The organism is Nocardioides sp. P86 (genome assembly GCF_023712465.1).
In the GTDB taxonomy this organism is placed as follows: Bacteria; Actinomycetota; Actinomycetes; order Propionibacteriales; family Nocardioidaceae; genus Nocardioides; species Nocardioides kribbensis.
This window is the reverse complement of the sequence record NZ_JAMAYE010000002.1, coordinates 458,680-470,768: the sequence shown is the minus strand read 5'-3', so window position 1 is coordinate 470,768 and position 12,089 is coordinate 458,680. Positions and strand designations below refer to the sequence as shown.

The 12,089-nt window shown below is 76.2% G+C and carries 12 protein-coding genes and 2 tRNA genes; 10 read left to right on the top strand and 4 right to left on the bottom strand.

Features of this window, described 5'->3' with window-relative positions:
* Positions 1–5: 5 nt before the first annotated feature.
* From M3673_RS09770 to M3673_RS09750, 5 genes are all read left to right on the top strand, one after another.
* A complete protein-coding gene (locus M3673_RS09770; protein WP_251533295.1) occupies positions 6–1,274 on the top strand; it encodes a deoxyguanosinetriphosphate triphosphohydrolase in 1,269 nt (422 codons plus the stop codon).
* A gap of 10 nt (positions 1,275–1,284) precedes the next feature.
* Positions 1,285–2,211 (top strand): 2-hydroxyacid dehydrogenase, encoded by a 927-nt coding sequence (locus tag M3673_RS09765; RefSeq protein WP_251533293.1) that lies wholly within the window; start codon positions 1,285–1,287, stop codon positions 2,209–2,211.
* 20 nt (positions 2,212–2,231) lie between these two features.
* The gene (gene dnaG, locus M3673_RS09760) at positions 2,232–4,148 is read left to right on the top strand and encodes a DNA primase (protein ID WP_251533291.1); all 1,917 of its coding nucleotides are present in this window, start codon (positions 2,232–2,234) and stop codon (positions 4,146–4,148) included.
* Positions 4,145–4,699, top strand: a complete 555-nt coding sequence (locus tag M3673_RS09755; protein ID WP_251533289.1) for a hypothetical protein — start codon at positions 4,145–4,147, stop codon at positions 4,697–4,699. Before dnaG ends, M3673_RS09755 begins: the two co-directional genes overlap by 4 nt.
* Before the next feature lie 87 nt (positions 4,700–4,786).
* Positions 4,787–4,859 (top strand) — tRNA-Asn (locus tag M3673_RS09750).
* Positions 4,860–4,920: 61 nt separating this feature from the next.
* On the opposite strand, the gene M3673_RS09745 is transcribed toward M3673_RS09750, so the two are convergent.
* Together M3673_RS09745 and M3673_RS09740 are read right to left on the bottom strand one after the other, a co-directional pair.
* Positions 4,921–5,610: a hypothetical protein gene (locus M3673_RS09745; RefSeq protein WP_251533287.1), complete on the bottom strand. Its 690-nt coding sequence runs from the start codon at positions 5,608–5,610 to the stop codon at positions 4,921–4,923.
* A 111-nt stretch (positions 5,611–5,721) separates the two neighbouring features.
* Positions 5,722–6,054 (bottom strand): hypothetical protein, encoded by a 333-nt coding sequence (locus tag M3673_RS09740; protein ID WP_251533285.1) that lies wholly within the window; start codon positions 6,052–6,054, stop codon positions 5,722–5,724.
* Between the two features lie 172 nt (positions 6,055–6,226).
* Between M3673_RS09740 and M3673_RS09735 the strand changes: the two genes are divergently transcribed.
* The 4 genes from M3673_RS09735 (at position 6,227) to M3673_RS09720 (ending at position 11,134) form a co-directional block, all read left to right on the top strand.
* Positions 6,227–6,910 (top strand): response regulator transcription factor, encoded by a 684-nt coding sequence (locus M3673_RS09735; protein WP_251533283.1) that lies wholly within the window; start codon positions 6,227–6,229, stop codon positions 6,908–6,910.
* Positions 6,907–8,442: a HAMP domain-containing sensor histidine kinase gene (locus M3673_RS09730; RefSeq protein WP_251533281.1), complete on the top strand. Its 1,536-nt coding sequence runs from the start codon at positions 6,907–6,909 to the stop codon at positions 8,440–8,442. Before M3673_RS09735 ends, M3673_RS09730 begins: the two co-directional genes overlap by 4 nt.
* Positions 8,443–8,476: 34 nt before the next feature.
* Positions 8,477–8,845 carry a hypothetical protein gene (locus M3673_RS09725; protein ID WP_251533279.1) on the top strand — a complete coding sequence of 123 codons (369 nt, stop codon included), beginning with the start codon at positions 8,477–8,479 and terminating at the stop codon, positions 8,843–8,845.
* 81 nt (positions 8,846–8,926) lie between these two features.
* Positions 8,927–11,134 carry an alpha-galactosidase gene (locus M3673_RS09720; protein ID WP_251533277.1) on the top strand — a complete coding sequence of 736 codons (2,208 nt, stop codon included), beginning with the start codon at positions 8,927–8,929 and terminating at the stop codon, positions 11,132–11,134.
* A 17-nt stretch (positions 11,135–11,151) separates the two neighbouring features.
* Here M3673_RS09720 and M3673_RS09715 read toward each other — a convergent pair whose 3' ends face one another.
* Positions 11,152–11,445 (bottom strand): Dabb family protein, encoded by a 294-nt coding sequence (locus M3673_RS09715; RefSeq protein ID WP_251533275.1) that lies wholly within the window; start codon positions 11,443–11,445, stop codon positions 11,152–11,154.
* Between the two features lie 135 nt (positions 11,446–11,580).
* On the opposite strand from M3673_RS09715, the gene M3673_RS09710 reads away from it, so the two are divergent.
* Positions 11,581–11,654, top strand: a tRNA-Ile gene (locus tag M3673_RS09710).
* Positions 11,655–11,743: 89 nt separating this feature from the next.
* On the opposite strand, the gene M3673_RS09705 is transcribed toward M3673_RS09710, so the two are convergent.
* On the bottom strand, positions 11,744–12,043 hold the full coding sequence (locus tag M3673_RS09705) for a DUF3072 domain-containing protein (RefSeq protein ID WP_056903923.1): 300 nt from the start codon (positions 12,041–12,043) through the stop codon (positions 11,744–11,746).
* Between the last annotated feature and the right edge of the window lie 46 nt (positions 12,044–12,089).

The following is a 12,089-nucleotide window of genomic DNA, read 5'->3' as shown; positions in this document are numbered from 1 at the left end:
GGCCGGTGCCCCGGCTCCTCGACTCCGACGACCTGCTCGAGCGCTACGACGCGTCGGCGCGCGAGCGGGTCGTGGCCGAGCCGCCGAAGCGGGTCGACGCGCCCGAGCGGACCCCCTTCGAGCGCGACCGCGCCCGGGTGGTCCACGCCGCGGCGTCGCGCCGGTTGGCGGCGAAGACCCAGGTGGTGGGTCCCGAGACCGACGACTTCGTGCGCAACCGGCTCACCCACTCCCTCGAGGTGGCCCAGGTGGCCCGCGACCTGTCACGCGCCCTGGGCTGCCACCCCGACATCGCCGAGACCGCGGCGCTGGCCCACGACCTGGGTCACCCGCCCTTCGGTCACAACGGCGAGCGGGTGCTGGCCGACCTCGCCGCCGAGTGCGGCGGCTTCGAGGGCAACGCCCAGACCCTGCGGCTGCTGACCCGGCTGGAGGCGAAGTCGGCCGACGCCGAGGGGCGCTCGGTGGGCCTCAACCTCACCCGGGCCACGCTCGACGCCTGCACCAAGTACCCGTGGGCGCGCGGGGCCGGGCCGGGGGGAGCCGCCGACCCGAAGTTCGGGGTCTACGCCGACGACGCGCCGGTCTTCGCCTGGCTGCGCGCCGGTGTCGACGGTCCGCGCCGCTGCGTGGAGGCGCAGGTGATGGACCTCGCCGACGACGTCGCCTACAGCGTGCACGACGTGGAGGACGGCATCGTGGTCGGGCGCATCGAGCTCACCGCGCTCGACACCGCGGCGGTGTGGCAGACGGTGCGCGAGTGGTACCTCCCCGAGGCCGACGACGACGAGCTCGACGACGTGCTCGCGGGGCTGGTCGCGCAGGCGAGCTGGCCCAGCGCGCCGTACGACGCGAGCCGGAGGTCGCTGGCGGCGCTGAAGAACCTCACCAGCGACCTGATCGGCCGCTTCTGCGGGGCGGTGCAGGCGGCGACCTTCGCCTCCGGGCCGGGCGCCCTCGTGCGCCACGGCGGCGACCTGGTGCTGCCCGAGCGGACCCTGCTGGAGATCGCGGTGCTCAAGGGCGTGGCCGCGCACTACGTGATGCAGACCGACGACCGGCTCGCCGTCATGGCGCGCCAGCGCGAGGTGATGGCCGAGCTGGTGGCGCTGGTGGCCCACCGCGGCCCCGACGCCTTGGAGCGGGCCTTCGCCGACGACTGGGCGGCGGCGCCCGACGACGCGGCCCGGCTGCGGGTGGTCGTCGACCAGGTCGCCTCGCTCACCGACGCCAGCGCCGTGGGCTGGCACCGCCGGCTCCTGGGTCGTGGCTAGGGTCGGTGCCGTGAGCGAACCCCTTGTCTGGCTGCCCTTCGACGTCTCCGACCTGGGCGAGGCCCCGGCCGGGCTGCGCTACGAGCGGGTCGACCCGACCCGCGAGGTGCCCGACACCGTCGGTGACGTGCGGTTCTACGTGCCGCCCTACCAGCTGGGCTCGGGCATCGTGGAGGTCATGGAGCGCATGTCCTCCCTCGAGGTCGTGCAGCTGCTCACCGCCGGGGTCGACGCCGTGCGCGGCCGCGTGCCCGACGGGGTCACGCTGTGCAACGGGCGCGGGATCCACGACACCTCGACCGCCGAGCTCGCGCTGACCCTCACGCTGGCCTCGCTGCGCGGCGTGCCCGACTTCGTGCGCGCCCAGGAGCGGCGCGAGTGGGCGGCCGGCTGGCGCCCGTCGCTGGCCGACAAGCGGGTGCTGCTGGTGGGTCACGGCGCCATCGGCCGGGCCATCGAGGCCCGCCTCCTGCCCTTCGAGTGCGAGGTGGTGCGGGTGGCCCGCGCGGCGCGCGAGGAGCCCGAGGGCCACGTCCACGGCTTCGAGGAGCTGCCCGACCTCGTGCCCGACGTCGACGTCGTGGTCCTCGTCGTGCCGCTGACCGAGGAGACCCGCGGCCTGGTCGACGCCGACCTCCTGGCCCGCATGAAGGACGGCGCGCTGCTGGTCAACGTCGCGCGGGGCGCGGTGGTCGACACCGACGCGCTGCTCGCCGAGCTGGCCTCGGGGCGGCTGCGCGCGGCCAGCGACGTCTTCGAGGACGAGCCGGTGCCCTCCGACAGCCCGCTGTGGGAGACCCCGGGCCTGCTGATGACCCCGCACGTCGGTGGGGCGAGCAGCGCGATGTGGCCGCGGGCCCACCGCCTGGTGCGCGAGCAGCTGCAGCGCTTCGCCGCCGGCGAGGAGCTGGCGAACGTGATGTCGGGGGAGTACTGACCCGGCCGTAGGATCGACCCGTGGTGGGCCGGATCCGAGACGACAGCATCGCCGAGGTGCGTGAGAAGGCCCGGATCGACGACGTCGTGTCGCAGTACGTCACGCTGCGCAACGCCGGCGGTGGCTCGCAGAAGGGCCTGTGCCCCTTCCACGACGAGAAGTCGCCCTCCTTCCACGTCACCCCGGCGCGCAACTTCTTCCACTGCTTCGGCTGCCAGGAGGGCGGCGACGTCATCACGTTCGTGATGAAGATCGACGGCCTGGGCTTCGGGGAGGCCGTCGAGCGGCTGGCCGACAAGTACGGCGTGCAGCTGCGGCGCGAGGAGGGCGACGAGCGCGACAACCGTCCGCGCGGCCCGTCCCGCACCCGCCTGGTGGAGGCCCACCGCGAGGCGCAGGAGTTCTACGCCGAGCAGCTGGCCACCCCCGAGGCGCTGGTCGCCCGTCAGTTCCTCGCCGAGCGCGGCTTCGACCAGGCCGCCGCCGAGCAGTTCGGCATCGGCTTCTCCCCGCGCGGCGGCGACGACCTCTTCAGGCACCTGCGCGCCAAGGCCTTCAGCCAGGAGGAGCTGGTCACCGGCGGCCTGGTGGCCGTGGGCCGGTCCGCCTACGACCGCTTCCGGGGCCGGCTGATGTGGCCGATCCGCGACGCCAGCGGCGACACCATCGGCTTCGGCGCGCGGCGCATCCTCGACGACGACCGCATCGACGCCAAGTACCTCAACACCTCCGAGACCCCGATCTACAAGAAGAGCCAGGTGCTCTACGGCATCGACCTGGCCCGTCGCGAGATCGCGCGGTCCTCCCAGGCGGTGATCGTCGAGGGCTACACCGACGTCATGGCCTGCCACCTGGCCGGGGTCGGCACGGCGGTGGCGACCTGCGGCACGGCCTTCGGCGAGGACCACTCGCGGATCCTGCGGCGCTTCCTCGACGACCACGAGGAGTTCCGCGGCGAGGTGATCTTCACCTTCGACGGCGACGCGGCCGGGCAGAAGGCCGCCCTGCGGGCCTTCTCCGGCGACCAGAACTTCGTCTCGCAGACCTACGTCGCGGTCGAGCCCTCGGGCAAGGACCCGTGCGACCTGCGCGTCGCCGACGGCGACGCCGCCGTGCGCGAGCTGGTCGCGCGACGGGTGCCGCTCTACCGCTTCGTGCTGACCAACGTGGTCGGCAAGTACGACCTCGACCGCGCCGACGGCCGCATCGACGCCCTGCGTGAGGGCGCCCGGCTGGTCTCGAGCGTGCGCGACAAGTCCAAGGTCGACGCCTTCGCCCGCGAGCTGTCGCAGATGATCGGCGTCGACCCCGACGAGGCACGCGCCGAGGTGCGCCGCGCCGCCCACCGCCCCGCCCACCGCCCCGCCCCGGCAGCCGGCGGGCGGGGGCAGGACCGCCGGGCCGACCGGTCCCCGGCCGCGGCCGACAGCGCCCCCGCCGCGCCTCGACGCCAGGCGCCCGACCTGCGTGACCCCCGCTTCACCCTGGAGCGCGAGACGCTCAAGCTCGTCGTGCAGCACCCGATGGCGATCGGCCGCACCACCGCCGACATCGGCGCCAACGACTTCACCCACCCGACCTACCGCGCGGTGTGGGAGCTGGTCGAGCAGGCCGGCGGCACCGCCACGGGCGCCGGCGACCCGGCCTGGGCCGCCCGCCTGCGCGACGCCGCGAGCGACCCCGAGGTCTCCTCGGCCGTCTCCGCGCTCGGCGTCGAGCCGCTGCTCACCGAGAAGGAGCCCGACGCGGCCTACGTCGGCCACCACGTCTTCCGCCTCCTCGAGCTCACGACGATGCGCCGCATCGCCGAGGTGAAGTCGAGGCTGCAGCGCACCAACCCGGTGGAGGACGTCGAGGCCTACAACCGGATGTTCGGCGAGCTGGCCGCCCTCGAGCAGCACCGTCGGGCCCTGCGCGACCGGGTGATGGGCGCGTGAGCCTCGCCGGGGCGCTGCGCGGAGCGTTCCGCCCGTGGTGGCGCACCCGCGCCGACGGTCCCCGGCCCGACCTCCAGGTGGGCCGCGGCGAGCGGCTGCTGGCCTGGGCCCGCACCGACGACGGTCGCGACGTCGGGGGCACCCGCGACGCGCTCTACGTCTCCGTCGACGGCTCCCGCTCCGCGCGGCTGCGCTGGGAGCGGGTGGACGCGGCCGACTGGGACGCCGAGACCTCCACGCTGGCCGTGACCGAGGCCGACGACGCGGGTCGCACCGACGCACGCGTCGTGCACCGCTTCCGCCTCGACGACGGCGCCCGTCTGCTGGAGCTGGTGCGCGAGCGGGTCACGGCGAGCGTGCTGCTGCAGCGCCACGTGCCCCTCGCCGGCCGACGCGGGGTGCGGGTCGTGGCCCGACGCGCCCCCGGCGGCGGCTCCGGGGTCACCTGGGTCTTCCAGTACGACGAGGGCGTGGACCCCACCGACCCCGTCGTGCAGGCCGCGGCGGCCGAGGCGCTGGCCTCGGCGCGCGACGCCGTCGGGCTGGGCTGAGGTGGCCGTTCCGCACGGTCCGCCGGGTCGAAGGAGGCCGATTTCACCTCGCCGACCACGCTTGCTAATGTGTGCGCGCTGCACCGATCCCCTGTAGCTCAACTGGCAGAGCATTCGACTGTTAATCGGAGGGTTGTTGGTTCGAGTCCAACCGGGGGAGCAGAGAGAAGGCCCCGGCCCGCGTGATGCGGGCCGGGGCCTTCTGCGTCTCCTGGGCCCGGTCAGCCGGGCTGGGTGCTCGGGTCCACCTCGTCGCCCGTGCCGGGCACGGCCGGCGGGGTGGGCTCGAAGGGCGGGGTCGGCGTGGCGCCGGGCTGCCCGCCCTCACCCGGGGCGGGGGGAGCCGGCGGCGCGGGGTGCTCCCCGTCGTGCGGGGCCGGGACCGGCGCAGCGCCGTCCTCGGACGCCTCGCCCGGTGCCGGGAGGGGCGCCGTGCCGGCCTCGCAGAGCGGGCCGCCGGGGGCGGGAGCCGGAGTGGTCGCGGGAGGCACGGGCACCCCGTCGCCGGGCGCCGGCCGGCCGTCGGCCTCCGGCGTGGCGGCTCCGCCGTCGGTGGAGTCCTCCGCCGGGGCCTCGTCCGGGGCGTCGGTCGGTGCGACCGGGGTGGTGACCGAGCTGCCGTCACCGGTGGCGCCGGTGGGGCTGCTCCCGCTCGACCCGGAGCCGCCCGCGAGGGCCGGCACCCCCAGGCCGAGCACCAGTCCTGCCACGGCTCCGGCAGCGAGCCCGGCCACGAGGCGCGAGCGGGGGGCACGGGTGCGACCGGCGGGGGAGGCCGCGGCCGGCTCCTCGGAGCCGGCGGCGGGGAGCGGGGCGGTGTGCGGGCCACCGGCCGACCAGGCGCCGACGCTCAGCGGCTGGGTGTCGTCGTGCCGGGGGTCCTGCGGGCGGGGGTGCTGGGGCTGGGTCATCGGGTGCTCCTTCGTGTGGTGGTCGGATCGGGCCGATCCGTGGGTCTCGCTCGGTGCGGTCAGGGGCGCCGCGGCCGTCCGGGTTCGCCCGGGGTCGCGGGGTGGGCCCCGTCAGGGGCGTGGGCCGGGTGCGTCGTCGCGGCCGCCGGGCCCGCTGGGCCCACCGCCGGTGAGGTCGCGCAGCTCGCCGAGGGCACGGTCGGGCGCGGGCAAGGCCGCGGCGAAGGCGCTGCGGTCGACGGCCTGGGCGACGCGGGGCGGCCCCCAGGTGCTCAGGGCCGAGGTGACGACCCACGCGACAGCGAGGGCGGCGAGGCCCGCGCCGACGGCGGACAGCAGCGTCGGGACGAGTCCGCGACCGGTGCGCAGGGCTCCGACGACGGCGAGCACGACGGCGAGGACGACCAGCAGGTCGACCAGGCCGAGGGAGGACAGGTGCGGCACGGGCACTCCTGGGGCGGGGACGGAGGGAGCCCGCCGGGTCGAGGACCCGGCGGTGCGGCTCTCGGGGCCACGAGGAGGACTCTGTGCGGCGTACCTGCGGGCCACCTGAAGACGGCGGCCGCTCGCGGACTTCTTGAGGTGGTCTTCAGGTCGACGACGGCACACTGTCGGGGTGCCGACCCGTGACGCTGCCGCTCGACTGCTCGTGGTGGAGGACGACGACGTCATCCGCGAGTCGCTGGTGAGGTCGCTGCGCTCGGAGGGCTACGCCGTGCGTGCGCTGGCCGACGGCGGCGCGCTCGAGGAGGAGCTGGCCGCCCACCGCGTCGACCTCGTGGTGCTCGACTGGATGCTCCCGGGGCGCGACGGTCCCGAGCTGGTGCGCGTCGTGCGACGACGCAGCGACGCCGCGGTGGTGATGCTCACCGCCCGCGAGGCCGTCGAGGACCGCCTGCGCGGCTTCGAGGTCGGTGTCGACGACTACCTGGCCAAGCCCTTCGTCGTGGAGGAGCTGCTCGCCCGGGTGCGGGCGGTGCTGCGGCGCACCGGCGCCGTGGCCACCACGATCGAGATCGACGACCTGGTGGTCGACGAGGAGGCGGCGCGGGTCACGCGCGGCGGCCACGACCTCGCGCTCACCGCCACCGAGCTGCGCCTGCTGGCCCACCTGGCCCGTCACCGCGACCGGGTCCTCTCCAACGCCCAGATCCTCAGCCAGGTGTGGGGCTACGACGACTACGCCGACAACCTCGTGCAGGTGCACCTCAGCGCCCTGCGCCGCAAGCTGGAGGCCCACGGACCGCGGCTCATCAACACCGAGCGCGGCCTGGGCTACGTGCTGCGGGCGCCCCGGTGAGCGGCACCGGCGGCGCGCCGGGCCTGCGCACCCCGTCGTTGCGGCGACGGGTGACGCTCGTCGTGGTGGCGCTGGTGGCCGTGCTGCTGGTGGTGCTGGTCGCGGCCACGGAGCTGGCGCTGCGCGAGCGGCTCGACGACCAGCTGCGCCAGCGCCTCGCCGAGCGCGCGGGCGTGGCCGACGCCCTGGTGGGTGAGGTCGACGACCGCGACCTGGCCCGCCGCCTGGAGGGGGAGGGGGTGTCGGCGGTCGTGCGCACCGCCGACGGCGAGGTCTACGCCGAGGGTCCGCTGGCCGGGGCGGCCGGCGTGGCCCCGGGGGACGGCGAGGACGCCACAGAGAGCTCCGGAGGCACGGGAGGCGACTCGGGTGCGGGCGAGGGGCCGGCCGACGGCGGGCCCCGGGGGCCCGCCACGGTGCCCAGCCCGCTGCGGGGCGACCCGGGTCCGCCCGACCCGCCGGGCGCGACCCCCGCGGTGCAGGAGAGCGGCGACCTGCTCACGGTCTCGCGCAGCCTCGCCGACGGCAGCAAACTGCTGCTGCTCGCCGACGCCAGCGACGTCCGCGAGACCGTCGCCCAGGTCAGGCTGGTGCTGCTCGTGACCGCGGTGGCGGTGCTGCTCGCCACCGCCCTCGTCGTGCCGCTGGTGGTGGGCGGGGCGCTGCGGCCGCTGCGCCGCATCACCGACGTGGCCCGCAGCATCACCCGCGGCGACCGCGGGCGGCGGCTGCGCCCGACCGCGCCCGGCACCGACCTCGGCCGCACCGCGCTGGCCTTCGACGAGATGCTCGACGAGGTGGTGGGCGCCGAGGCCCGAGCGGTCGACTCGGAGGCCCGGCTGCGCGACTTCGTCTCCGACGCCGCCCACGAGCTGCGCACCCCGGTGACCGGCATCCGCGCCGCCGCCGAGCACGTGCTGCGCACCGACCCGCCGCGCGAGGAGCGCGAGCAGGTGCTGGTGGACCTCATCCGCGAGGCCCAGCGCGCCGGCCGGCTCGTCGACGACCTGCTGCTGATGGCGCGCATCGACCGCGGTCTGGCCCTGGTCACGGGCCCGGTCGACCTGCGGTCGGTGGCCGAGGAGGTGGCGAGGTCGCCGCGGCCCGGCCCGGCGGTGGTCAAGGTGGCGGGCGACCCGGTGGTGGCCGCCGCCGACCGCGACCGGGTCGTGCAGGTGCTGGGCAACCTCGTCGACAACGCCGTGCAGGCCGGCGCGCGTCAGGTCGAGCTCCGCTCGGCCTACGACGGGGACGCGGCGGTCGTGGAGGTCGTCGACGACGGACCGGGCATCCCCGCGGCCGACCGCGAACGGGTCTTCGACCGGCTCGTGCGGCTCGACCCCGCCCGCGAGCGCCGGGCGGGCGGCTCGGGGCTCGGGCTCTCGATCGCCCGCGGCCTGGCCCGCGCCCACGGCGGCGAGCTCGTCTGCCGCGAGCCCGCCGGCGGCGCGGGCACCCGGATGCGGCTGACCCTGCCCGCGGGAGCGACCGCGGACGGGCCCGTGGGCGCGGCGACCACCCCGCGCGGGTGAGCCGGGGAGCCCCGGCGCGGGGTAGACCGGAGGCATGAGCTATCCCCTGAGCCGCCTCATGTCCACCGCCACCGCCGGCTACGGCGCCTTCGCCCTGCTCAAGCCCGACCACCTCGGCTCGGCCATGCAGGCCGGCCGCTCCGAGCGGGGCGGCTACGACGTGCTGGCCCGCACCTACGGCGTGCGCGACCTCGGCATCAGCGCCGCCGGCGCACTCGGGCGCTCCGACAAGGTCGTGCGCACCGCGATGCTGCTGCGCATCGTCGGCGACCTGGGCGACTGCGCGATCCTCGCCGCCAAGGCCCCCGACTCCCAGGTGCGCAGCAAGGTGATGGCCGTGACCCTCGGCTGGGCGGCGCTCAACACCCTCGCCCTCGTCGTCGACGGGCGACGCGCCGCCTGATCCTCCCCGGCGGGAGCACCGGCCCGGGCGCCCGCCGGCCCGGGGTCGCCGCTAGCGTCTGTCGCCGACGAGGAGGCGACCGTGACCGACGACCGCGCCGTGGGCGCACCCACCACCCTGCACCTGCGGGCGGCCGGGGTCAGCGTGCTGCTGGCCCACCACCCCGACGTCGACCACGGCGGGCCGTGGGTGGCCCACTGGGGCGCCGACCTGGGTCCGCTGGACGAGGCGGCCCGCGGGGAGGTCGTGCGTGCCGGGCACCGCGAGCTGACCCCCAACACCGTCGACGAGTTGCGTCCGGTCGGCCTGCTGCCCGAGCACGCCTCGGGCTGGCCCGGCACCCCCGGCCTGCGCGGCGCGCGCGCCGACGGCGCCGGCTGGTCGCCCGTGCTGCGGGTGCGCGCGGTGTCGACCACCACGGCGGACCCGGCGGACCCGGCGGACCAGACGGACCCGGCGTCGCCGGGCGGCAGCGCGACGTACGAGCTCCTCGACGCGGTCGCGGGGCTGGCGGTGCTGCTCGAGGTGGAGCTGCTGGCCAGCGGGCTGCTGCGCACCCGGGCCACGGTGACCAACACGGGGGAGGGCGACTACCGTCTCGACGCGCTGGAGCCGGCGCTGCCCGTGCCGACCCGGGCCGGGGAGCTGCTCGACCTCACCGGGCGCCACGCACGCGAGCGCAGCCCCCAGCGGCGCCCGGTCACCGTGGGTGCCCACGTGCGCGAGGGCCGGCGCGGACGCACTGGCACCGACGCCACCCTGCTCACCGCCGTCGGCGAGCCCGGCTTCGGCTTCCGTCGGGGTGAGGTGTGGGCCACCCACGTCGCCTGGTCGGGGGACCACCGCAGCCGCGTGGAGCGGGTCACGACCGGGGTGACGCTGGCCAGTGGCGGCGAGCTGCTGCTGCCCGGCGAGGTCCGGCTGGCGCCGGGGGAGTCCTACGCCTCGCCGTGGCTCTACGGCAGCCACGGCACCGGCCTCGACGAGGTCACCGCACGCATCCACACCCACCTGCGCTCGCGCCCGCAGCACCCGAGGCGACCCCGCCCGGTCACCCTCAACACCTGGGAGGCGGTCTACTTCGACCACGACCTCGAGGTCCTCACCGAGCTGGCCGAGCTGGCCGCCGGGGTCGGGGTGGAGCGCTACGTGCTCGACGACGGCTGGTTCCTCGGCCGCCGCGACGACACCGCCGGCCTCGGCGACTGGTACGTCGACCCCACGGTCTGGCCCGACGGCCTCGACCCGCTCATCGGGCGGGTCCGCGCGCTGGGCATGGAGTTCGGGCTGTGGGTGGAGCCGGAGATGGTCAACCTCGACTCCGACCTCGCCCGCGCCCACCCCGGGTGGGTGCTGGGCACCGGCGGGCGGGTGCCGGTGGCCTCGCGCCAGCAGCAGGTGCTCGACCTCGCCCACCCGGACGCCTTCGCCCACGTCCTGGAGCGCCTCGACGCCCTGCTCACCGCGCACGACATCGCCTACCTGAAGTGGGACCACAACCGCGACCTCGTCGACGCCGGCAGCGGTCCCGCTGGCGCGGCGTCGGTGCACCGCCAGACGCTGGCCTTCTACGCGCTGGTCGACGAGCTGCGCCGCCGGCACCCCGGCGTCGAGATCGAGTCGTGCTCCTCGGGCGGTGGCCGCATCGACCTCGAGGTGCTCGAGCGCACCGACCGGGTCTGGGCCTCGGACTGCATCGACCCCCTCGAGCGCCAGGGCATCCAGCGCTGGACCTCGCTGCTGGTGCCCCCGGAGCTGCTCGGCGCCCACATCGGCTCCGCGCGCTCCCACACCACCGGACGCACCCACGACCTGTCCTTCCGCGCCGGCACCGCCCTCTTCGGCCACCTCGGCATCGAGTGGGACCTGCGCGAGGCCACCGCGGCGCAGCGCGAGGAGCTCGCGGCGTGGGTGGCGCTGCACCGGCGGCTGCGCCCGCTGCTGGCCACCGGCACGACGGTGCGCTCCGACCACCCCGACCCCGCCACGCTCGTGCACGGGATCGTCTCGCCCGCGGCCGACCACGCGGTCTACGCCGTCGTCGCGACCGCCGGGCCGACCACGTGGCCGCCCGGCCCGGTCACGCTGCCCGGTCTCGACGCGGCGTCGACGTACGACGTGGCGGCGCTGGCGCCCGGCGACGTCGTCCACGGCCCCGGCTACTCGCCGCTGCCGTGGTGGTCGACCGGCCTGCGTCTGACCGGGCGGGTGCTCGACACCGTCGGGGTCCAGGCCCCGGCGCAGGACCCCGAGCACCTCGTGCTGATCGAGGTGCGCCGCGTCGGGTAGCCGGTGCGGGGCGGGGGTCAGTCGAGGGCGAACTGGATCCGGCGGATCTCGCTCGAGATCGGCGCGAACAGCTCGCGGCGGATCCGGTTGTGCTCCTCGTCGAGGTCGTAGACGCGGTAGGCCTCCGCGTCGGCGAAGTCGGCGGTCAGCACGTAGCTGGCGTTGCCCTCCCGCAGGCCCAGGTCGAGACCGGTGCGCATCTCGAACGCGACCCCCTCGACGCGCAGCGCCGCGATCGCGTCGAGCGCGGCCTGCGCCTGCTCACGCGTCGCGTCGTCCCGGAGCACTCCCACCACCACGTTGCGGATCATGGGCCCATCGAAGCAGGGCCGGTGGTCCGGGCCTCGCGGGGCCCCCGGACCGGGCGGGGCACCTGACGTCGGCGGGAGCGCGGCGTCGGTAGAGTGCGCGGCTGGACGGGCGCGATGCTCGACCGTCCGCACCGTGGGGCGGTAGCTCAGCCGGTCAGAGCAGAGGACTCATAATCCTTGGGTCGTGGGTTCGAGCCCCACCCGCCCTACGTCAGCGAGCCCCCGGGACCGTGAGGTCCCGGGGGCTCCGCCGCCGCTGCGGCACGGAGGCGCTGCGCCGCCTCGGCGGCGCGGTCGCTCAGCTGTCGGCGCCGCGCCCGGTGGAGGCCTGGAGCCGGTCGATGTGCTCGGAGGCCTCGGCCTTGGTCAGGTCGGCGGGAAGCGTCTCGCCGGCCTCACGGGCCAGGGTGTCGAGGTAGCTCTTCTGGGCGCCGGTGATCGGCTCGTCACCGGTCACCCAGTCGTTGGGGTCCTTCTCGGCGTTGGTCGGGCTGGGGTTGTCGGCACCCAGGACCTCGCCGTCGGGCACGCCGCTCGGGGTCTGCTCCGTGCCCTGCTCGGGAGCCTGGTCGTTCGAAGACATGTTCGATGAGGTCATGGGCCCACGCTACGTCGGGGCGCCGGCGGACCCCAGACCCCGAACG